The organism is Pseudomonas asuensis, from assembly GCF_014646755.1.
Taxonomy (GTDB): domain Bacteria; phylum Pseudomonadota; class Gammaproteobacteria; order Pseudomonadales; family Pseudomonadaceae; genus Chryseomonas; species Chryseomonas asuensis.
Map to the genome: position 1 here is coordinate 12,395 of NZ_BMNW01000007.1, position 20,749 is coordinate 33,143.

Below are 20,749 nucleotides of genomic sequence, written 5' to 3' on the forward strand. Positions count from 1 at the left end.
CACTGATGGAACGTATCTGGGAGCTAAGGATAGCTCCTCACTCTTTGCCTTCTCTCTTACTTGTCAGTCCAACGAAGCTTCAGCTGCTTCGCATGGCATACAAACTCACTAAACCTTTGGCTGGATGATTTATTCCAGGCAAAAAAATGCGCCTATAACGGCTAAATCAACTGATGTGCTGTTGCCTTCGGCTTTAGGCCAATAACAGGCATCCCATACACATGCAAATTACCCTTAGTCTATCTGTACAGACGTCTGCCTTTGCTGCCTGCGTTAAAAAGAAAAGGCCGGGTATACACCCAGCCTTTTGGTTATGGACAGGCCAATCACGTCATGCCACGCATGCCTTTGATTGCAGGAACATGTGAAAGCGGCATTGGATAAGGATATGGTACCTCTGCTACTTCATCAGCTGTATTGGCTGTATTTCGATAATGTGTCTTGAGTGCTTGCAGCGCGAGGAGAAAAGCCGTAGGCGCCTGGTACTCAAACACGCCTACCAATGGCCACATGGCAAGGTTGGCTAAAAAGAAGGCCAGCGTAAAATCCAAGTTGGGACTCAACTTGGTCGCAACCTTATAATGAATGAACAGGCCGATTGGGATGATGGCGAATGTCAGAAATCCGAAGCGGAACAAGGTACCCATCACACCTACATCAGATAAAAAGAAGTAGTTGCTGAAGAAACGCTTAAAGCCATCATTCCACATCAGGCTGAGGCTACCGCTAGGCACCCAATTGTACTGATGTAAATGATTCATGATCGCGGCAATCGTATTCTCCCTTACGTTATCCGTAGGCCCGCTTTCTACTGATTGCATATAGAAATCAAGATTTAGCCCCAGGCTATCGAGAATGTGCGGGTTCACTACTATTGGGAGCAGTACGATGCCGCCCAAGATCATAGGCATCACCATGCGGCTTTTAAGACACATCGCGGTAAAGAGAAAACAGATCACAATGACCTGACGTGTCTGCATAACAAAGACAATGGTTGCCAGGAAGACAAAGGCCAGAATGCCATAGAGTACTTTTGATTTCGGCGCGCTGTTTAGAGGCGATCGTCCATGGCCCATGAAATAAACACTGAGGCAGTACGAGAATATGATGGCTGCTGCACCAGGCGAAGCGCGTCCAGGCCGGCTGAGGTCTAGTACCTGCTCGCGAAGATCAGGCAGCACGCCGGCATAGGACAGCCAGGAGAGTGCAACAGAGATAAGGCCGACAAGCAATATTAATTGCTCAAATTGAGTAGCGGTTACGCGCTTTGCAAAATAGACGATGACGAAAAAGCTGAAACAGAATAGTACACGGCGCTCTTCGATTAGTCCGTATGCTAATGGTTGTCCATAAAAGAGATTTGAAAACAGCGCGGGCAAAAAACAGAAAACGACTGCGGAAAACAGACAAAAGCTCAATCCAAGGTTGTAGTCATGCTTATTGCCTGGAGGCGTTCCAGTAAGAAGCAGGGCTGTGAAACCCAGGCAAATCGCCAGATACAATTCACTGACATACTTTACGCCGATAGGGTTTGTATGCCCTTGTTCAAATACACCAAATTGAAAAATAAGAAGAATAAACAAACATGCGTAATAGACGTTACGCTTGCTAACCGTGATCATTAATTCTATGTCCTTTACATGCGGTTTATTTTCGAAACCACCAAGCGTGCCAGTCCCCCACCAACCTATCGAAGGGACATAAAGCTGGTAGCGACGCAGACGCTGTCAAGGCAGGCAATGGACTACTTAGATCAATGCTTGGAACAGACAAGCTCAGTATTGCGGGCAATTATTACCGTCATATTGACTAGAAAAGCCAGTTTACTACGGTGATACAATTTGATTTCGAAAGAGTACTGGCTATTTGCCTTCTAATGTTGGATAACTTATATAAGTGAATTAAATAAGTTCACAATACTTTCAATGCAAAAACAATTTTCGAAAAAACTCTCTTTTTGTGAATTTGCTAGCACATTTATTTTGAAATCGCCCTCTTTCTCTAATGATATATCACTCCAAATGTTATCTGTCATAGGCGATTTCAGTCATTCCCAATTGCGGCTGCGCTTAATAGCCAGACAGAAATCCTAAGTCAGGCAACCGAGGCCCGTTTCGATCAGACAGAGATACCTTTAGACGAGCGGGGGCAGTATTCAAGAATCTCTTTAGGCGGGTTTGCTCTAATCATATAACTGCCTATTGATGTAGCTGATTTTATGAATGCCTTGATCATGCTTGTTGATTCAGCCCGCGAACGTTATCAGGTCGATACGCTGTTGAAAGCCGATGGTACGCTTGTCATAACTGCCCTTCCCTTTGAGGAAGGCCACACACTGGAGTGGGTGTTAACACCCGACCAGGCACGTAACCGAATGCTGCTGGAAACGGTTCTGATGGATATACAGCGCAGACTCAGCCAGCCGGCGTCCAATGGCCATAACTTTACTCTTGGCGACGCTTCCTTGAAGCATGATTCATTTAGGCAATAATTGCCTTTCAGATAGCTTTCCGGTGTGCCATCTGGCCCATAAGCCATATTGGTCATGATGATGCGCTGACCCTGCGCATGTTGCTGATAGAGATCGGTGAGAGGCTTGGTTACTACACGCTGACAGCACTCTGGGATTTACCAATCCCAAACCTGATCTTCTACTGCCACTGGATATAGTGGTTATCAGGAAGCATGAGCAGCAGCCCAAGACGACGCATGCGATGGTTGATGGTGCTTGAATACCCGAAGTGCCTATGATCAAGCCTTTACAGTTGATGCATTGACCAGTCAATCAAAGTGCTTATCGCCAGCGGTTAACTGTCTAGCTCTTACCTCTTATGGCGCAACCACGTGGCACGACTCGGATAACCGATACCCGCCTATAAGTGCAGTTGCAACTTTTTCAGACACCTTACGAAGGTCAGGACTTTCAAGCAGGAGCCAAAGGAAGGTTTGCATTAATCACACCGATGAGTGATTCCTTGGTATCCCTTACCGAGCAAAATATCCAACATCGTGCTTACAGAATGATATCTATTCACCCTAAAGCCCTCTTAGGCTCTTATCTGGTAGCAATATTTCAAGAACCCTCTGGTTTATAAAACAGGATGGAGGAAGAACAGTGGCCTATGCTTAAGGGATGCATGAGGTAGCACCCATGAATCTGATAGCCGATAAACTCGCTCATCTTGATCCACCGCTTAAGTTTCTTTTTGAGCCACGAGGTCCAGACATACTTCTGACCTTGATTGACCCAGTTGTTCCTGCACGCGTTCAGCGGCGGCTGGACCCAAAGCTTATGGCCAATAAAGACGCGCTAAACCTGACACTGGTCTATGCCGTCAACGAGCTGCGAGCCAAAGGCTCGCATATACCATTGGATAAGGATTACATTTTTGTCTAATGCATCCTTATCCATCCAGCCGTACAAAACGCATTACTCTTACCGGCTTACCCTCTCAAGGCAGTACGCACCATAGTTGAGAGGTCCTCAGGCCGATAAGGCTTGGTCAGTAAATGGATGTTGGGAGTCAACGTATTGTTCTGAGAAAGGATGTCCCGGGTATGACCTGATGTAAACAACACGGGTATCGTCGGCTTCTGCATCTGCGCCCAGGCTGCAAGATCCGTACTTTTGAGTCGACCCGGCATTACAACGTCCGTAAAGATCAAATCGATGCGCGCCCCACTTTCAAGCAATTGCATGGCTACGTCTGCATCAGGCGCTTGCACTACGTTATAGCCGGCCTGTTGCAACAGCTCGACAACCGAAAAGCGCACCCCTTCGTTATCCTCTACAACCAGAATGGTTTCCTGGCCTTCAAGTGTGTAATCACGCTTGTTCTCGGCGCTTTCCTCAGCCGGCTTATGGCTGCGCGCAAAATACATCCTTACCGTAGTTCCCTGGCCAGCGGTGCTTTGAATATCGATATGGCCGCCACTCTGCTTGACGAAACCAAACACCATACTGAGGCCAAGACCTGTGCCCTGTCCCTCGGCTTTAGTTGTAAAGAACGGCTCGAAGACATGCTCCAATACTTCTGGCTCCATACCTTCGCCCGAGTCGGCGACAGAAAGACAAAGGTAGTCGCCAGGATTAATGTCCTTGTTTGCACAATAATCTTCATCCAGGACAACATTGTCGCCATGGACGCTAATCAAACCTTCGCCGCCCAAGGCGTCACGGGCATTGATCGCCAAATTGAGGATGGCATTTTCCAACTGATTACGGTCGACGTGAATGCACCAGGCATCGTCAGGTAGTTGCATATCGATCTGAATAGTCTCGCCCAGAGCACGTTGCAACAGCTCCTCCAAACCCTCGAAAATCTGGGCCGGATTGTAAACGCCCGGCGACAATGCCTGGCGACGAGCAAAGGCCAATAGTTGGGAGGAGAGTTTTGCCCCACGCTCTACTGCGTTAATAGCTGCTTCTACGCGGCTTTGTACACGCGGGTTGTCTTTCTCCTGTCGGGCCAGCAAGTGCAGGTTGCTTGAGATGACCTGCAGAACATTATTGAAGTCATGCGCAACGCCACCGGTGAGTCCGCCAATAGCCTCAAGCTTCTGTGATTGTCTGAGCTGCTCTTCTGCCAACGAGCGGGCCTGCACTTCAGCGGCAACCCGCTGTTCCAGATTGCGCGTTAGCTGGTACAGCGCTTCTTCAGCCATCTTGCGCTCATGAATATCGATCAGCACGCCCGGAAAGCGGAACGGCTCTCCACGCTCGTCAAACTCGCATAGCCCGCTGGCCAATACCCACCGGAAGAGGCCGTTCGGGCGGCGGATACGGCACTCCGCGTTAAAGGCACCACCCTGATCGAAGGTCTGCCTGATATGCATTCGAATTTTTTCCAGATCGTCTGGATGAATGAAACCACTGGCAACCTGAATAGGAATTCCCTTCTCCACTTCATCGACGGGGTAGAAAAAGGTTCGAGCAAAGCGCTCGTCACCTGTCAGAAACTGCGCCTTGATATCCCAGACGAACAATCCAAGCAGTGCACCCGAGTTCAATGCCAGTTGCAATCGCTCATTTGCCGCCCTGAAGGAGCGCTCAGTTTCTTGGCGTCGCCGTTCGGACAGCACGTGTTGAGTGGTTTCGATAACAATGGACATGACCCCTGCAGGAGCGCCGTCATCATCAGGCACCGGGCTGTAATAAAGGTCCATCGAAACCTCCTCCGGGCGCCCGTTGCGAAACAAGACAAGCTCCTTGTTTCGGTAGGACAGTGTGCCGCCGGCCAGACATGTATCAACTACGTTCCGATTAAATGCGGCAACCTCAGGCCAACCGATCTCGACGGGTGAACCTAGAAGAAAGGGATGGCGCCCTCCTGCAAACACTGCATAGGCATCGTTATAGATCATATAACCGGCTTGCCCCCACAGCATGACGAGCGGGACAGGAGAGGCCAGCAAAAACTGGACGGCAGCACTTAGACTTTTAGACCACTGCCCGATAGGGCCGAGATCGGTACGAGACCAGTCGAAGGACTGGATGCGCTCAGCCATCTCGCCGCTCCAGCCCTGGCAGCCATGATCGTCCCTTAGAAATTGCATGAATCGTCTCTTAGGAAAAAGGCCTGTTTAGTCTGTTGATGTTCAAGTACGACCACAACAACAATCAATCATTCTAAACAAACGAAGCGGCTGGCATACCAATCCATTGGGACAACAATAGCAGTCTTTTGATGTGCTCGTCCTTTCCACGCTGGAAAAACCACCAAGTAAAATACGCAGCCAGACGCTACCCTCTAAAGGTTCTCGGCGTGGCTGCACAACTGACAAAACGCCGTCCGGGTAATCAATAACAAAAGCAACAAGGAGATTACATGTCCGTGCATATTGAAGAACGGTTTTCCGCTCGCCTCGCTTTACGATGTGCTCAATGGGCCGAGCGCTGGTTTCCCGATTCATGGGTCTTTGCCGCGGTAGCCGTCGTCGTGGTAGCGCTTGCCGCCACCCTACTCGGCACGCCTGTCTCAGGCACGGCCAAGGCATTTGGGGACGGGTTCTGGAGCCTGATTCCCTTCACCATGCAAATGGCATTTGTCGTCATTGGCGGCTACGTCGTGGCCAGCTCAAGTCCCGCGGCGCGCTTGATCGACCGGCTGGCCCGCATTCCACGCAACGGACGCTCGGCGGTTTGCTGGGTAGCCCTTATCTCGATGCTAGCCTCCCTGCTCAATTGGGGGCTTAGCCTGGTCTTTGGCGGTCTTCTGGTAAGGGCGCTGGCGCGGCGTACCGACCTGAAAATGGATTACCGCGCTGCTGGAGCAGCGGCCTATCTTGGACTAGGTGCTGTGTGGGCATTGGGCTTATCATCTTCTGCAGCCCAATTGCAGGCCAATCCGGGAAGCCTACCGCCTTCTGTACTGGCGATCACGGGCGTAATCCCCTTCACCGAAACTATTTTTCTCTGGCAATCCGGCGTCATGCTGCTCTCGCTGATCATTCTGTCGCTGATCATTGCGTATGCTACGGCACCAGGAGATCTCACCGCCCGTACGGCCAGAGAGTGCGGGGTCGATCCTGTAGTAGAAACGCCTGCCCGGCTGGTGCGAACCCGGCCTGGCGAGTGGCTGGAGCATAGTCCGCTTCTGACTATTGTCATTGTGCTGCTTGCCCTCGGGTGGTTATGGCAGGAATTCGCTTCCAAGCCTGCAATCGAGGCTATTTCGGGACTCAACACCTACAACTTATTATTCTTGACGCTTGGTGCGCTCCTGCATTGGCGGCCTCGCCATTTTCTTGATGCCGTCGCGCGCGCCGTACCGACAACGACCGGCGTGCTGATTCAGTTCCCTCTTTACGGCTCCATTGCTGCAATCATGACAAAGGCCACAGGCAGTGATGGTCAGACCCTTGCCCATCATATCTCTGCCTTTTTCGTGCAGCTGGCCTCGCATGACACGTTTGCAGTACTGATGGGTGTCTACTCGGCTATTCTGGGGTTCTTTATCCCTTCTGGCGGAGGCAAATGGATCATTGAGGCACCCTACGTCATGCAGGTCGCCAATGACTTGCAATACCACTTGGGTTGGTCGGTCCAGATCTATAATGCGGCTGAAGCACTGCCGAATCTGATCAATCCCTTTTACATGCTGCCTCTACTAGGGGTCTTGGGGCTTAAAGCTAGAGACCTCATTGGCTTCACGTTTATGCAGATGCTGGCTCATATTCCTCTTGTACTGATTCTTTTATGGGCGCTAGGGAAGACCTTGACGTACTTGCCTCCCGTCATGCCTTGAAAGGCGGAAAGCTGGAAGGATGAACGGTTGTTTGAACAGACGAGACTGCTGTACAGAGTGATAAATCCAATGTCATATTGAGATCAAATTTGCTAGCCACTTCTCGATTTGGTGGCTAGCATCCTCTCATGCCCAAAAGCGTTAGCTATGGGTAGGTTCCGCTCTGGTTCAAGCATGTCTTTAGGGGTAAATAAGGTGTTGTACTGCCTCGGCCTATTCTTTACGGCAGTGGGTGTGGCGTGTCTGCTTTACAAGCCCAATGACACCATGCTCCAGTTCGAAGGATACGGTCTTATTATCGTTTCTGTATTTATTCTTCGAGAAGCCTTCCTAAGCAGGAAGCCCCCCAAGGACTAAGCTTATCCGTAGGCTCTCTCAGCCAGCAGATACCTCTATCAAGTATGGGTATAGGCTCGCCTTAGAGCGTCATGTGGCTTGAGCCTTTGAGCTTTATCGCAGCCATTGATATCATAGTGGTAGCCGCTAGAGACCCAACGTATACCGTTGGACTACCTGCCTATAACAACCGATACGGAAAGATTCTGGTTACGCGTGGAGCTTTGTAAGGCTCACCTTACGGAACAAGGACGGATTTTCCCTCACCCTTCATAAGGTACTAAGCAGGATGCTGGATATGGATTTCTTCGCAAATCTCACTGCGATCTGTACGAGCCAGGTATTAACCCCTGGGCGCCCTATCGCCTGCCTGGCCGTACTTGGGCTTGTCGCGACTGGACTGGCGATCCATACCGAACTTAGGCGCCATCGGGATGAGTAACTTGATCGACTCGATCTGCAATTCGCTACTCAAGTCTTCAAGCGGCACGACTGGCGGTTGAGGTGGATGAATGGGATCCAGTGGACCTTCTGCTAATAGTCATTAGTGGATTATGTCTCTTGTCAGCGTTTGGCTTGATGGTTCTCTGGCAGAGATAAATTGGCATACAGGTTGCTCTAGAGACCAGAGTAATGACCCTTGCGTCAAAATCTCTGCAGCCTGGAGAACCAGATGAACACCCTTCAAGTACTCGACGCCTCCATTCACTCTCTGGATACCCGTGAAGACGTCACTAATTTGGCTAAATGCTTTGATTTGCAGGGGCTGCAGTATCTCGAAATCCAGGCCGCACAGAGTTTTCAAACCGCTATGGCAAACTGGCCGCTGCTGATGGAAACCCTTCAGCCTTCTCCAATGGATTACGAAACGATTATCAAGCCGCTACCTCCTCATCGGTGATGAAGGCTGGTCAAGCGACTAGAAATTCTGTGGCAAGGATCAGGAAGCCGAAACAACTTCTTGGATAAGCCCGTCAAGCACGCTCGCGAGCAGCTGGCTATGTCCAAAGACTGCTCGCCTGAAAAGTATCAGATCAGCTTGTAACCGATCACCATCAACATAACAGCAAGGCAGGGACGCAATATTCCGTCTGGAATACGGCCAGACAGGTGACTACCCATGAATATGCCGGGCAGCGAGCCTATCAGGAGATAACCTAGAATAGGCCAGTCCATATTGCCCATGCTGGCGTGACCAAGCCCTGCGATCAGTGTCAAAGGTACGGCATGGGCGATTTCCGTTCCTACCAGGCGCCGGGTAGCCAGAAAAGGATAGAGCATAAATAATGCTACAGTCCCCAAAGCACCTGCTCCGATAGACGTCAATGTCACCATGGCACCCAGCACAATGCCGGTAATGAACGTCAGGGTATTAAGCTTCTTCGGGCTCAGATGGAACTGATCGCTGGCATGGCGACCGACAAAATCAAACAGCTGCTTTTTGAAGAGAATGGCAAAGGCTGTCATGAATAAAACAATGCCCAAACCGTGTTTGATGATCGCATTCAATGCATGCGGATCAGAATGTAGACGACTCAAAAGCCATAGGGTCAATGCGGCAGCCGGAAGGCTACCTAGCGCCAGCCAGCCTGTAATAGACCAATCGATATTTTTATTGCGCTGATGCACCCAAACACCACCAGCCTTCGTCACGGCGGCATAGAGCAGATCGGTTCCTACGGCAGCGGCTGGATTGATGCCAAACCACAAGAGTATGGGGGTCATCAGGGACCCACCGCCCACGCCTGTCATCCCGACGATAAAACCGACAACCAAGCCTGCGACAATAAAACCCCCAGCGCCGAAATCCATGATTACTTCCTAAAGACACACGTTTTACAAAACTGGCGCGCAGCATAACGGCTTGGAGAGAACCTGCTTATATAAATATGATCTTGCTTATAACGTTATGTTTTAAGAGCGCTCTGATAAACCACGTTTATTGAAGTGAACGCCCGTTTGTTGTAATAGTAATACCCGTTAATATATATACCGTATACGTTTCATATAGGATGAGCGGATGGGTATTGTCAAAGTCTCGGAAGGTATGCACGAGAACCTGCGTATCGCCAGTAATGCATTATGCCGCTCCATTAATGCTCAGGCGGAGCATTGGCTGCGTGTAGGTATGCTGGCGGAGCTCTATCCTGAACTTAATCATCGGGATATCTGCAAGCTGCTCATTACATTGGAGCAAGCAGGTGGTTTCGACCTGAGCCGCCTGAGCGCGGCGGATGATGCTCCTTATGCTCATGCAATGATCAAACAGGCGGGAGCCGAACGATGAGAAAAGCGGTTTCGATAAAGACACCTGAAGAAGTTGCAATGGCCCGAACGGCTGGCAAACTGGCTGCGGACGTATTGGCAATGATCGCTGAGCATGTCAGGCCTGGCGTTACGACCGAAGAGCTGGACCGCTTGTGCCATGACTATATCGTCAATGTACAAAAAGCCATTCCCGCCAACGTGGGTTATCACGGGTTTCCTAAAACCGTCTGCACATCGGTCAACCATGTGATCTGCCATGGCATCCCCTCCTCTGAAACGCTAAAGGATGGCGATATCGTCAATATCGATGTAGCGGTTATCAAGGACGGCTGGTACGGCGACACCAGTCGTATGTATTTCGTTGGTGAGCCTTCAGCTCAGGGGCGCCATCTGGTAGAAACGACTTATGAAGCCATGTGTGCTGGTATTCGTGAGGTCAAGCCTGGCGCTACGCTGGGCGATATCGGCTATGCGATTCAAACCGTTGCGCACCGTGAAGGCTTTAGTGTCGTGCGCGAATACTGCGGGCACGGTATAGGCAAGGTTTATCACGACGACCCTCAAGTGTTGCATTTTGGTAATCGTGGCGAGGGAATGAAGCTGCGAGCCGGCATGATGTTTACCATTGAGCCTATGCTCAATGCAGGTAAGCACCAGACCAAAACACTGGGTGACGGTTGGACTGTGATTACCAAAGACCACTCTCTCTCAGCGCAATGGGAGCACATGGTCGTTGTAACGGAAAGTGGGTTCGAAGTATTAACCCCATGGCCGGACAGCCCTAGTGGCTACACGCCTATCGTCTAAGGAGTGATTGGAAGAGAATTATGCAGGGCCGCAATAGGGCCCTGCCTCGACGTCACACCGCTTTGTTGCGGGTCATCCCGCTAGATGTGTCGAGCCGAAAGCTCCCCCATTGAACAATGCCGCCTCAGGATCCTACTGATTTTCAAGGACCTCCTACTGGTGCCCTTGAGCAGCCTTGTATGGGTTTGTCACACCTTCATGAACGGGAGCAACAGGGCAGTTGTTATAGCAAGGGACAGAAATCGCGATACAGATATACTCAACTCACCGGTCAAAACGTCACCCGTCTGGAAAGACAACACCACATTGAGTTTCTTCCCAGCCACAATACGTTATTGGTTAGGTCACAGACGAAACCGCTGAACTGCCTGGTTTAACTCTGAAGCCAATGCCAACAACTCTACACTTGAGCCACTGGTTTGCCTTGCGCCTGCCGCTGTTTGCGTAGATAAATCGCGAATACTCATCAACGCGCTATCGACCACATGGGCTAGCTGTACCTGCTCGTTTGCCCCTGCAGCAATCGTCTTGTTTTGTTCCTTGATTGCCTCGCTGGCGGTAGCTATCTCAAACAGTGCTCGGTCAGTAGCCTCTGCCTGTTGCAAGGTGATGCCGGCCTGCTCGGCAGAAGAGTGGAGACTGGCTACATTTCTCTGAGTCCCTTGGTTGACGTCGTGCACGAGCGCCTCGATTTCGTTGGTAGAGGCTCGTGTGCGTAGCGCCAAGGCACGCACCTCATCAGCCACTACCGCAAATCCTCTGCCTGACTCACCGGCGCGGGCGGCCTCAATGGCTGCGTTTAAAGCCAACAGGTTAGTTTGTTCTGAGACGGCTCGGATAACATCCAGGATTCGCGTAACACTTTGCGTCTTTTCTGCTAATGCAGCGGCTTGCCCAGAAGCGTCCGATACACTGCTCGCCAGTTGCTTGATAGAGGCTATGGTACTTGTAAGCTCACGCTTACCCACCATGGCCGCTTCGCTGGAGGCAAGGGAGTTCTGCGAGGTATTAGCAGCGCTAAGTGCAACCTCTTCTACGGCTTGACTCATTTGCGTCATGGCTTTAACCGCTTGTCCAACCTCATCGTTCTGCTGTTGCAGATGAAAAGCGCTGCTTTCCATGACGGCACTCATTTCATGCGCCGCAGTGGTTAGTTGTGATGAGGCAGATTCAATGTAAGACAACGTCCCGTGCAAGTTACTCTGCATGCGCGCCAATGCCTGGAGCAGCCTGGCGGACTCATCATTGCCTTTTCCCTGAATGGTCTGGCTCAGATCACCCTCAGCAATGATTTCGGTGATCGTCAAGGCTTCGCGCAGTGGAGCTAGAATACTGACACTTAGTTTCCAGGCCAGGGCTAGCATGAGAAGCAGCACAGTGCCAATGGCCGCAAAAGCAATCCACTGTGTTTGCTGATAATGCCCCTGAGCAGATTCGATAGCCTGGGCGGCACTCTGCTTGTTCAGCTCCCTTAGCAGTTGGACCTGCATATCCATCAAATCGCCTTGCATGCTTAAGGTCGTATCGGACAGCATGCGCGCCTCCTGCGCCTTGCCTTGCTCAATCAGGTCCATCTCGTCTCGCAGTCCAGAGATGAACACCTGATAAGCTTCCTGAAGTGCCTTTATCGAATCATGTTGGGTAGGTTCTGATGTTTGTTGCAAATAAAGCTGAGCATTTTGTTCAACCTGCCCGGTCAGTTGCTCAACAGCAATCTTCACATTGATCAATGCAGACGCATCTTCCGTATTGGCCAAAAGTCGCAGGGATTCTGTTCGTAGCTTACCCATGTCAATGGCAATGGCATCTGCCAGTGCGATATTGGCAAGTGATCCGCTTTCAATCGTCTCTCCTTGTCGGCGGATCTCATGCATCTGCAACAGACAAAAGCTACCTAATATCACAAACAGCATGGCCGTTACGCCAAAACAGGCAATCAGTCGATTTCTGATGCCCATACGACGCAATAGCGGAAGAGATGCAGATGACTTGGAAAAGCTCAGGACATTCAAAAGCATGTTCACGGAACGGCGACAACCATAGCAATTGAGACTGCCCGCTTATATCAATCGTTTGTGATAGCTTAATGACAGCAACTTCTGCTGCCTTGTATGACGCTGGTCTACCCACTTTCCCGCTAGCATCAACAAGCTGTTCAGCCCAGCAATGGTGGCAAAATATCGATTACTTCAAACCAGACCTCATTTCATCAGTGCTGGCTTAACGTGGCGGTATCACCCAGACCAGTGGCTGCCTGGCCACCCTATTCCGTGCCTTTAGCCTTCAATATCCGTTAGTGATTAGGTAGACCGGATAAGTCGATCAGTGCAGATAAGCTATGAAATGGGAACATTACAGCTTTCGGTATTATCGCTGTCGCGCCAACCATCGCTCCGCCTAGATCGTTGCACTTACATCGCTGGGGCAATAATTGATTTGAGCTTTTTTTCACGGGCATGAAAAAAGGGCTTGTATTTCTACAAGCCCTTTTAGGATATGGCGCGCTCGAGAGGATTCGAACCTCTGACCGCTCGGTTCGTAGCCGAGTACTCTATCCAGCTGAGCTACGAGCGCGCTATGGGTGCCAGTATAGAGATATTTCTGAGGTTGTAAAGCAGTTTTTCCAATAAAATCAGCTAGATAGAAATTAGCCTTGATAAAGGGATTCAGGCTAAGCCAATTGTCCCTTCTCAACCTGCTAGTCAAGCCGGAGAAACGCTCGTATATCCTGTTATACGCGGTTGGACATGGATAGCCCCGGTCCGCTGGCAACCCTACGCAAGGGCAATTATTTAAAACTTCCCCCCATTCGCTGACTAATTGCCTCAACCGTCTCCAATAGCATTCGTGCAGCCGGACTATCCGGTTCAGCAGAGAAGCTCTGCGCCGCACCTACGATGGTCAACACGCCCATAAGCCGATCCCCCACTGCAAAAACCGGTGCCGAGAGCGCGTTTACACCTTCCATGAGCAGGCCGTGGATCGAGTGAATATGATGAGCTCGGATAGAGGCCATGGCATCAGCAAGCATTTGCTGAGTAGGCGAACCGGCCTGCCGTAGTGCCTGCGTTCTTAATGCAGCCGTTTCACTCTCTGGCAAAAAAGCATTAAAGACCAGCCCTGTTGATGAGCCTAATAATGGCAGCACAGAACCGACCTGGGTTACCAATGTCACCGCACGTATGGCCTGCTCCACATGTACCACTGCCGGGCCATGGTTCCCCCATACGGCTAAAAAACACGTTTCATTGACTGCATCGCGCAAGGCAGCCAGTCGGGGGATGCTGGCCTTTACTACGTCCAGTCGCCCTAGAGCCGCCATGCCAACGTATAACGCTGCCGGTCCCAAGCCATAATGATTGGTAGTCTCATCCTGCTCCGCAAACCCACTAGCGATTAGCGCTTGCAGATAACGATGCACCTTGCTGGCGGGCATCCCTAAATGTTCTGCAAGTTTGGACAATGACGTTGCAGGCGCCAGATCAGCCAAGCCCTTGAGGATATCGGTGCCAACCTCAGCCGACTGAACCTTCTGCCGCCGGGGCGATTCAGAAGCCTTCGCTTCGTTTGCCATGTCTACAACCGCTATTGTGAAGAGGCCGTGTTATAGCGTGACGGCCTTCAAGATTCAATTCGCATGTAAGTGATGTCATTACGCTACAGTAAGCGGTAGGCCAGTGGCTTAATGAATTGCACAAGACTGAAACATGACTCAGGCTGGCTGAAACGAAGATTTCAATAGATAAGTGAAAGGCCCGCTGGGCTTAACGTGGTAGAAACTGCCAAGAAAGGGTAGCTAGGCGCAAAGACATTCTACAGCCGCAACAAGCCTGCCTTCCAACAGCTTCAAGGGAGTCAGTGAACGGCTGAAATGCAGGCTTAATTGCCCTCCACCTTTCAATCCTTCTAAGGCAATAGGACAGTTTTGGCTCTTTCTACCCAGGCTCTGTACGAAAAGTCTTCGAGCGAAGGTCAGACGAGGCAAAAAATCGGTAAGGAAGCGGAGTTTACGTGTTGCAAATGAGCATTCCGAGTCGATTTTTAACGACGCATCACCAGGCGCAGATGTTTTTCGTACAGAGCCTAGAATATTCAGCAAGTACGTAAAGAGACGACCTTGAAAATAGCTAACTACGGTGCACTATTGACGTTGATCGGCCGCCGCTTAAAAAGAGGGGCTCAAGTAGGTCAATTAAGCTTGAATGAAATGCTGGTTATGAGCGCAGTTGAGCAGCTTGGCAAGGAGGCGACTCCCTCTGCAATAGCTGCTCATGTAAGTCTTCGCTCTTCCAATTTGGCTGAGTTGTTAAGTGATTTGGAAGCCAAGGGCTTTATAGTGCGTAGGCAAGCCTTGCCTGATCGGCGCAAAACACTTGTTGAACTGTCACTTCAAGGGCTGAGAATATTAAAACAGTGCCAGAAACTTCAGACAGACTGGCTGCGGCAAGCTATCAAAACACGTCTTACGCCAGATGAGCAGAACCAGCTGCTTGCAACAGGTACGCTGCTGGAGAAGCTTTATGCCTATACAGAAGCTGATTGCAATGCCAAGTCTTGAAACGGCAGCACTAGTGCTGCCGTTTTGAACGCTATCCGTTAGTAAGCGTGCGACTTACTTATCTGAACAGCCTTTTGCAGAGGCTTAGGTAGCGGGTTAGAGGTAGTGGTGCTTAGCTGGTTGTCATAAAGAGTTACTAACGCTCGACTCAAGGGAAGGTTTTCTGACGAGGAGCCAACCTTGACCATGTACCTCCCAGCGTCCACCTGCCAGGTATTGGCTTTTACATTGAAATAAGCCAATGAGCGTTCATCCAGTGGAATAGTCACTACTTTGGTTTGGCCAGGCTCCAAATAAACCTTGTCGAACCCTTTTAACTCCTTCAGAGGGCGGTCTACCTTGGAGTTAAGTGGCTTAACATAAAGCTGCGCCACTTCATACCCCGCGACTTTGCCAGTGTTGGTAACAGTGAAGCTTGCCTGAATTCTCTGGCCCGGCGTCATCGCGCTTGAGGAAAGCTTAAGATTCCCGTAGCGGAAGTTTGTATATGAAAGGCCGTAGCCAAACGGATAAAGCGGACGAATGTGGTTACGGTCGTAGCCGCGATAGCCAATGTATAGCCCTTCGCTATAGGTCATTTCTGTGGCGGGATCATCTCCACGGAACGCCATGATATCCGGATAACTTGCATAAGCAGGGTTATCTTCGATATTCCGCTCAATGCTGATTGGCAGTTTACCGGACGGATTGACGTCACCATACATCACTTCGGCAAGTGCCTGCCCGCCTTGCTGGCCTGGATACCAAGCCTCAAGAACAGCACCCGCTGTGTTAACCCAGGGAATCATCTTATGCCCGGCACCGCCATGAAGAACCACGATGGTTTTTCTGTTAGCCCTGCTCAGGTTCTGAATTAAATCGGACTGATACTCTGGCAACTCGAAAGGATGATCGAAAGCCTCTCCTTCGTATTCGCCATTCAGGCCCGCAGCGACTACAACAGCATCATATTGCTTAAGCTCATCTGGAGCCGTAAGGGAAGCCCAACTCATCCGCACTCCGGTAAAACCACCGTTCCAGCCGACAAAGTCAGTACGTAAACGACGGTACTCCAAACGCACAGAGTATTCCTGACCAGCCTTGAGATTTACGGCCTTACCCGAGTTAGGCGTGGTGTAAACAAGGTCAGCAGCAACAGGCTCTCCACTATCATCAATGATCAGCTTATTGTTTACCCATAAACGATATGGCCCATCGGCCTGGACCTTGAAGACATGGTCACCGCTAATGGTTGGCTTGATCATTCCCGTAAATCTTGCAGAGAAGTTGCCTGCCGTTGGCTCTATATCAGGCTGACGATAAGGGCCTGTGCCCTCTTCTGTGGGTACTTCAAAACCGTCCGTAGTCGTCTTGCCATGAGCCGTAGCGTTCATCGAAGCTAACCAGTTCCAGTTCAACCCTGGCTCAACTCGAGTAACAACAGGTTCACCGGAAAGATCAGCATTGTTGAAATACTCTGCCTTCAGACCAAAGCTCTCTTGCGAACCCTTCTGGCCTGGCTGGTACCACACGGCAGTTTCTGGATTCAAAGACAACGCGTCCAGAAAGTCTATCTGGGCGTTTTCGCCAGCAAGCGCCTTTAGTCCACTCAGCTCATTAACGTATTGAGTAGGTATTGTGTAATGAGAGCCAAACGGGGATGGCGGAACACTATTTGCCATCGTACCTACGACAGCAATTCTGGCATCACGTCCAAGAGGCAACAGGGGTTTACCCTGACTTACCCTGCTGTTCTTAAGCAGAACAATACCTTCACGCGCCATATTGAGCGCAGCTGCAGCGCCATGGCTCTTGTCTTTGATTCCGTCAACATCAGGTAAGCCCTTGTCGAAGCCATAACTCACCATGGCCCGCAAGTTGCGGCGTGCCTTATCTTCCATTACAGAACGGCTCAGCTCACCGCTTTGCAGATAGGGAAGCAGATTAGCCTGCGTGAAGAACTTACCGTTTGGCATTTCAAGATCAGTGCCTGCCAGCGCTGCCTTGATAGGACTCTCCATGCCGTCATAGTCAGTCATGACGAACCCTTTGAAAAGCCATTCCTTTTTCAGGATGCCGGTCAATAGATGATGGTTTTCGCAACCATAATCACCATTGATTTTGTTGAAGCTGCACATGATGGAGGCTACGTTGGAATTCTTCACAGCAGACTCAAAGCCGGGAAGATAGAGTTCTCGTAGCGTACGTTCATCAACCTTTACATCAAGATAATGTCGGTTCGCCTCCTGGTCATTGACAACAAGGTGCTTACCAACCGCCTGCACCCCTTGTATCTGAAGGGCGTTGCTGACCGCGGCCCCCAATACGCTGCCGATGAAAGGATCCTCTCCGCTTAGGTACTCCCCCGAACGCCCCCCATAAGGAAGACGATAGAGATTCAAGCCAGGCGCAATCAGCTGCTGCCCACCAAGCTCTCGAGTTTCATAACCAATGGCCAGGCCGTATTCCTTAGCCCTGTTTATGCTCCAAGACGCGGCCAAGGCAGAAGGCGAGGGAAATTGGGTACCGGGAAGGGGATCTGTAGTGTGCACACCCATTGAGGAATCATATGTGATACTTCCGGGTAGACCCAACTTTGGCTGAGGCGGAATCATGTATCCATCGACCGCTCGCGTATAGTTGATCAGATCTTTTATGCTCATCTGACCAAGATATTTTTCAACCTTGGCTTCAACTTTATTGCCAACAACCGGAGTTGCAAAGCTATAACTCGCCTGTGCAATACAGCATACAAGAAGACTTTTTTTGAAGGTTTCCTTAAACATCAACATATCCCTAACTTTGTACTATTTGCTTTCTGCCATTGGAGAGTCCTGCTTAGGGACTTCAACGTTTACAAGCGATGTGTTGATAGCCGTCTCTTTAGTCAAGCTCGGTACGCCACGTTGCTTAGCGATTGAATTACGCTTTGCTTCATAGGTATGAATGGAGTCAGCATAAGTATCTGTTTTGGATGCATTTACTGGCTCATCGCTGAATGCAGACGTCAATGGTGATAGGAATATAAAACAAGTAACTGCGAGTAATTGTTTCTTCACAACAAATCTCCTAAGTTCTAACCATTCATGCATGCAAGATTTAAGCAGGCGCAACTATCCTGTGATTTTTTGAAGAAATAAAATTGAACTTGCTTAAATAGCTTGTCGATTATCTGTAGCCGTAGCTGATGTATATCGAGGCAGGAGGATATTGTTTTTCATCACAAAAAAAGTAATAGCACCCATCTTCCGGTGACACAGCTCTCAAATTATTCGATATTCATAAAATTAAAGAGAGCTTTCGCACGTAACAGCCCAGGCGAAGAAATTCACCTATTGTTTAATACAAAGCAACCTGTTCGAAAAGCTATGTTAACGTAGCTAATAAGTATCGGGCTTCTTGCAAAGCGTACACACTTCATGTCACTGATAAATTAGCCTGCCAAGATGTCAGCCCTTTTCTCTCACGATAATGTTTTAGTTTAAGGCGCCTGTATTCCTATTAGCCTCATTTGAAACCTTAGCGGCCTGTTCGGCCATATCCCCTCAAGCCGTGAATGACTGGGGCAATTTTGGGTAGCGTAGAAAACAGTTGACAGCGCAGAAGCTTTACTACAAATTTCACTAAACGTAACTGATTTACGCATTATAAAAAGACTCTCGAAGTCGCTAATAACAGCGGTGTAAGTCATGGATCTCTTTACCTATTACCGTTCCACCTCGTCTTATCGCGTGCGCATTGCCTTGGCCTACAAAGGTCTGTCTTATGAGGCAGTGCCCATCAACTTGATCAAAGACGGCGGTGAGCATCGGCGCCTGGACTATCTTGCGCTCAACCCTCAGGGCCGCATTCCATTGCTGCGCACTGATGAAGGCATGCTGATTCCCCAATCTCCGGCTATCCTTGAATACCTGGAAGAGCGGTATCCTGAAACACCTTTACTGCCTAAAGACGTACTGGCACGCGCTCAGCATCGGAGCGTAGCGGCCATCATCGGTTGCGATATTCATCCCCTGCATAACGTGTCGGTGCTGAATCGACTGCGCCAGCTAAATGTCGGTGAAAAAGATGTATCGGCCTGGATTGCACATTGGATCAGCGAAGGACTGAGGTCTGTAGAGGCCTTGATTGGTGATGAAGGTTTCTGCTTTGGCACAGTAGGTCTTGCTGATGTGTACTTGCTCCCACAACTCTATGCAGCGCGTCGCTTTAACGTCTCACTGGAGCCTTTCTCACGCCTTGCCCGGGTTGAGCGTCTCGCATTAGCACATACGGCCTTTCAACAGGCTCACCCGGATGTTCAGGTGGATCGGCCAATATGAAAATTTACGGCTTCACGCTTTTAATGGGCGCCCACCTCGCCCGTAGTACCCGCGGCCTTTCCTGTGCACCGCCCTGGTTCAGGTAATGATCTTCTTTGCCTATCCATTCGTTTATACAGGAGCCATATCATGGCCGATCTTTTTGAAAACCCAATGGGGTTGATGGGTTTTGAGTTTATTGAATTCGCCTCTCCCACCCCTAACGTCATTGAGCCTGTACTGGAAAGCATTGGCTTTACCCATGTAGCGAACCACCGCTCCAAAGACGTTGCCCTTTACCGTCAGGGCGAGATCAATGCTATCGTCAACCGCGAACCCAATAGTCATGCGGCCTACTTTGCGGCCGAGCATGGGCCTTCCGTGTGCGGCATGGCATTTCGTGTACGTGACGCCCATCAGGCGTACTACAAGGCCCTGGAGATTGGTGCTCAGGCCGTCGATATTCCTACCGGTCCGATGGAGCTGCGCTTGCCAGCCATCAAGGGTATTGGTGGCGCACCGCTGTACCTGATCGACCGCTTCGAAGAAGGCAGTTCCATCTATGACATCGACTTTGTTTTCCTGGATGGCGTTGATCGCAAGCCGGTTGGTGCAGGACTCAAGATCATCGATCACCTGACCCACAACGTGTATCGGGGCCGCATGGCCTACTGGGCAGGTTTCTATGAGAAGCTGTTCAACTTCCGCGAGCTCCGTTACTTCGACATCAAGGGCGAGTATACCGGTCTGACGTCCAAGGCCATGACCGCGCCAGACGGCATGGTACGGATTCCCCTGAATGAGGAATCGTCCAAAGGGTCGGGGCAGATCGAGGAGTTCCTCATGAAGTTCAACGGCGAAGGGATCCAGCATGTTGCTTTCCTGACCGATGACCTGATCAAGACCTGGGATCAGTTAAAGGCCTGCGGTACTCGTTTCATGACTGCGCCACCCGAAACGTATTATGAAATGCTCGAAGGACGCGTACCTAATCATGGCGAGCCTACCGAAGAGCTTCGCTCGCGGGGCATCCTGCTGGATGGCACCTCCGAGGGCGGTGAGCGACGTCTGCTGTTGCAGATTTTCTCTGAAACATTACTCGGTCCGGTGTTTTTCGAATTCATCCAGCGCAAGGGTGACAGTGGCTTTGGCGAAGGTAACTTCAAGGCACTGTTCGAATCGATCGAGCGCGACCAGGTCCGTCGTGGCGTTCTAGCCACCGAGTAAGGCTGTGGGCAGCCGGTTCACCGGCT

The 20,749-nt window shown here is 50.4% G+C and carries 17 protein-coding genes, 1 tRNA gene and 1 pseudogene; 10 read left to right on the forward strand and 9 right to left on the reverse strand.

Annotation, left to right across the window (positions count from 1 at the left end; genetic code table 11):
- Window positions 1–326 precede the first annotated feature (326 nt).
- Window positions 327–1,622, reverse strand: coding sequence for a hypothetical protein (locus IEX86_RS15475; protein WP_188867044.1), 1,296 nt, complete (start codon window positions 1,620–1,622; stop codon window positions 327–329).
- A gap of 596 nt (window positions 1,623–2,218) precedes the next feature.
- On the opposite strand from IEX86_RS15475, the gene IEX86_RS15480 reads away from it, so the two are divergent.
- Window positions 2,219–2,491 carry a hypothetical protein gene (locus IEX86_RS15480; RefSeq protein WP_188867045.1) on the forward strand — a complete coding sequence of 91 codons (273 nt, stop codon included), beginning with the start codon at window positions 2,219–2,221 and terminating at the stop codon, window positions 2,489–2,491.
- 660 nt (window positions 2,492–3,151) lie between these two features.
- The gene (locus IEX86_RS15485) at window positions 3,152–3,397 is read left to right on the forward strand and encodes a hypothetical protein (RefSeq protein ID WP_188867046.1); all 246 of its coding nucleotides are present in this window, start codon (window positions 3,152–3,154) and stop codon (window positions 3,395–3,397) included.
- Between the two features lie 47 nt (window positions 3,398–3,444).
- Here IEX86_RS15485 and IEX86_RS15490 read toward each other — a convergent pair whose 3' ends face one another.
- The gene (locus IEX86_RS15490) at window positions 3,445–5,556 is read right to left on the reverse strand and encodes a hybrid sensor histidine kinase/response regulator (protein WP_188867047.1); all 2,112 of its coding nucleotides are present in this window, start codon (window positions 5,554–5,556) and stop codon (window positions 3,445–3,447) included.
- Between the two features lie 272 nt (window positions 5,557–5,828).
- On the opposite strand from IEX86_RS15490, the gene IEX86_RS15495 reads away from it, so the two are divergent.
- The 3 genes from IEX86_RS15495 to bcsR all read left to right on the forward strand — a co-directional run bounded on the left by IEX86_RS15495 (window position 5,829) and on the right by bcsR (window position 8,484).
- Window positions 5,829–7,247 carry a short-chain fatty acid transporter gene (locus IEX86_RS15495; protein WP_188867048.1) on the forward strand — a complete coding sequence of 473 codons (1,419 nt, stop codon included), beginning with the start codon at window positions 5,829–5,831 and terminating at the stop codon, window positions 7,245–7,247.
- 634 nt (window positions 7,248–7,881) lie between these two features.
- Entirely contained in the window at window positions 7,882–8,025 is a 144-nt protein-coding gene (locus tag IEX86_RS15500; protein ID WP_188867049.1) for a hypothetical protein, read from the forward strand.
- A 231-nt stretch (window positions 8,026–8,256) separates the two neighbouring features.
- On the forward strand, window positions 8,257–8,484 hold the full coding sequence (bcsR, locus tag IEX86_RS15505) for a BcsR/BcsP family cellulose biosynthesis protein (RefSeq protein ID WP_188867050.1): 228 nt from the start codon (window positions 8,257–8,259) through the stop codon (window positions 8,482–8,484).
- A 128-nt stretch (window positions 8,485–8,612) separates the two neighbouring features.
- Here the strand turns inward: bcsR and IEX86_RS15510 are convergent, their stop codons facing one another.
- Window positions 8,613–9,395 (reverse strand): sulfite exporter TauE/SafE family protein, encoded by a 783-nt coding sequence (locus IEX86_RS15510; protein WP_188867051.1) that lies wholly within the window; start codon window positions 9,393–9,395, stop codon window positions 8,613–8,615.
- A 208-nt stretch (window positions 9,396–9,603) separates the two neighbouring features.
- Between IEX86_RS15510 and IEX86_RS15515 the strand changes: the two genes are divergently transcribed.
- Window positions 9,604–9,870, forward strand: a complete 267-nt coding sequence (locus tag IEX86_RS15515) for a ParD-like family protein (protein WP_188867052.1) — start codon at window positions 9,604–9,606, stop codon at window positions 9,868–9,870.
- Window positions 9,867–10,658 (forward strand): type I methionyl aminopeptidase, encoded by a 792-nt coding sequence (gene map, locus IEX86_RS15520; protein WP_188867053.1) that lies wholly within the window; start codon window positions 9,867–9,869, stop codon window positions 10,656–10,658. The genes IEX86_RS15515 and map overlap by 4 nt, the downstream gene beginning before the upstream one ends.
- 344 nt (window positions 10,659–11,002) lie before the next feature.
- Here map and IEX86_RS25710 read toward each other — a convergent pair whose 3' ends face one another.
- The 4 genes and pseudogenes from IEX86_RS25710 to IEX86_RS15535 form a co-directional block, all read right to left on the reverse strand.
- Entirely contained in the window at window positions 11,003–11,866 is an 864-nt protein-coding gene (locus IEX86_RS25710) for a methyl-accepting chemotaxis protein (RefSeq protein WP_373290450.1), read from the reverse strand.
- A pseudogene (locus IEX86_RS25715) lies at window positions 11,861–12,676 on the reverse strand (MCP four helix bundle domain-containing protein); the annotation flags it as partial. The gene IEX86_RS25710 and the pseudogene IEX86_RS25715, both read right to left, overlap by 6 nt.
- A gap of 479 nt (window positions 12,677–13,155) precedes the next feature.
- Window positions 13,156–13,232, reverse strand: a tRNA-Arg gene (locus IEX86_RS15530).
- 214 nt (window positions 13,233–13,446) lie between these two features.
- Window positions 13,447–14,232, reverse strand: a complete 786-nt coding sequence (locus tag IEX86_RS15535; protein WP_188867054.1) for an IclR family transcriptional regulator — start codon at window positions 14,230–14,232, stop codon at window positions 13,447–13,449.
- Window positions 14,233–14,775: 543 nt separating this feature from the next.
- On the opposite strand from IEX86_RS15535, the gene IEX86_RS15540 reads away from it, so the two are divergent.
- Window positions 14,776–15,216 (forward strand): MarR family winged helix-turn-helix transcriptional regulator, encoded by a 441-nt coding sequence (locus IEX86_RS15540; protein ID WP_188867055.1) that lies wholly within the window; start codon window positions 14,776–14,778, stop codon window positions 15,214–15,216.
- Between the two features lie 38 nt (window positions 15,217–15,254).
- Here the strand turns inward: IEX86_RS15540 and IEX86_RS15545 are convergent, their stop codons facing one another.
- Both IEX86_RS15545 and IEX86_RS15550 read right to left on the reverse strand, forming a co-directional pair.
- On the reverse strand, window positions 15,255–17,981 hold the full coding sequence (locus IEX86_RS15545; RefSeq protein WP_188867056.1) for a beta-glucosidase: 2,727 nt from the start codon (window positions 17,979–17,981) through the stop codon (window positions 15,255–15,257).
- Window positions 17,982–18,002: 21 nt separating this feature from the next.
- Window positions 18,003–18,254 (reverse strand): hypothetical protein, encoded by a 252-nt coding sequence (locus IEX86_RS15550; protein ID WP_188867057.1) that lies wholly within the window; start codon window positions 18,252–18,254, stop codon window positions 18,003–18,005.
- Between the two features lie 630 nt (window positions 18,255–18,884).
- On the opposite strand from IEX86_RS15550, the gene maiA reads away from it, so the two are divergent.
- Both maiA and hppD read left to right on the forward strand, forming a co-directional pair.
- Window positions 18,885–19,517 (forward strand): maleylacetoacetate isomerase, encoded by a 633-nt coding sequence (gene maiA / locus IEX86_RS15555; RefSeq protein WP_188867058.1) that lies wholly within the window; start codon window positions 18,885–18,887, stop codon window positions 19,515–19,517.
- Window positions 19,518–19,646: 129 nt separating this feature from the next.
- On the forward strand, window positions 19,647–20,723 hold the full coding sequence (gene hppD / locus IEX86_RS15560) for a 4-hydroxyphenylpyruvate dioxygenase (RefSeq protein ID WP_188867059.1): 1,077 nt from the start codon (window positions 19,647–19,649) through the stop codon (window positions 20,721–20,723).
- Window positions 20,724–20,749: the final 26 nt, after the last annotated feature.

Bases quoted from the DNA above. Each gene is read 5' to 3' on its own strand.
- IEX86_RS15535 (WP_188867054.1), bottom strand. From the start codon at position 14,232: ATGGCAAACGAAGCGAAGGCTTCTGAATCGCCCCGGCGGCAGAAGGTT.
- IEX86_RS15510 (WP_188867051.1), bottom strand. From the start codon at position 9,395: ATGGATTTCGGCGCTGGGGGTTTTATTGTCGCAGGCTTGGTTGTCGGT.
- IEX86_RS15515 (WP_188867052.1), top strand. From the start codon at position 9,604: ATGGGTATTGTCAAAGTCTCGGAAGGTATGCACGAGAACCTGCGTATC.
- IEX86_RS25710 (WP_373290450.1), bottom strand. From the start codon at position 11,866: ATGCAGAGTAACTTGCACGGGACGTTGTCTTACATTGAATCTGCCTCA.
- hppD (WP_188867059.1), top strand. From the start codon at position 19,647: ATGGCCGATCTTTTTGAAAACCCAATGGGGTTGATGGGTTTTGAGTTT.
- IEX86_RS15495 (WP_188867048.1), top strand. From the start codon at position 5,829: ATGTCCGTGCATATTGAAGAACGGTTTTCCGCTCGCCTCGCTTTACGA.
- IEX86_RS15490 (WP_188867047.1), bottom strand. From the start codon at position 5,556: ATGCAATTTCTAAGGGACGATCATGGCTGCCAGGGCTGGAGCGGCGAG.
- maiA (WP_188867058.1), top strand. From the start codon at position 18,885: ATGGATCTCTTTACCTATTACCGTTCCACCTCGTCTTATCGCGTGCGC.
- IEX86_RS15475 (WP_188867044.1), bottom strand. From the start codon at position 1,622: ATGATCACGGTTAGCAAGCGTAACGTCTATTACGCATGTTTGTTTATT.
- IEX86_RS15500 (WP_188867049.1), top strand. From the start codon at position 7,882: ATGGATTTCTTCGCAAATCTCACTGCGATCTGTACGAGCCAGGTATTA.
- bcsR (WP_188867050.1), top strand. From the start codon at position 8,257: ATGAACACCCTTCAAGTACTCGACGCCTCCATTCACTCTCTGGATACC.
- IEX86_RS15480 (WP_188867045.1), top strand. From the start codon at position 2,219: ATGAATGCCTTGATCATGCTTGTTGATTCAGCCCGCGAACGTTATCAG.
- map (WP_188867053.1), top strand. From the start codon at position 9,867: ATGAGAAAAGCGGTTTCGATAAAGACACCTGAAGAAGTTGCAATGGCC.
- IEX86_RS15545 (WP_188867056.1), bottom strand. From the start codon at position 17,981: ATGTTTAAGGAAACCTTCAAAAAAAGTCTTCTTGTATGCTGTATTGCA.
- IEX86_RS15485 (WP_188867046.1), top strand. From the start codon at position 3,152: ATGAATCTGATAGCCGATAAACTCGCTCATCTTGATCCACCGCTTAAG.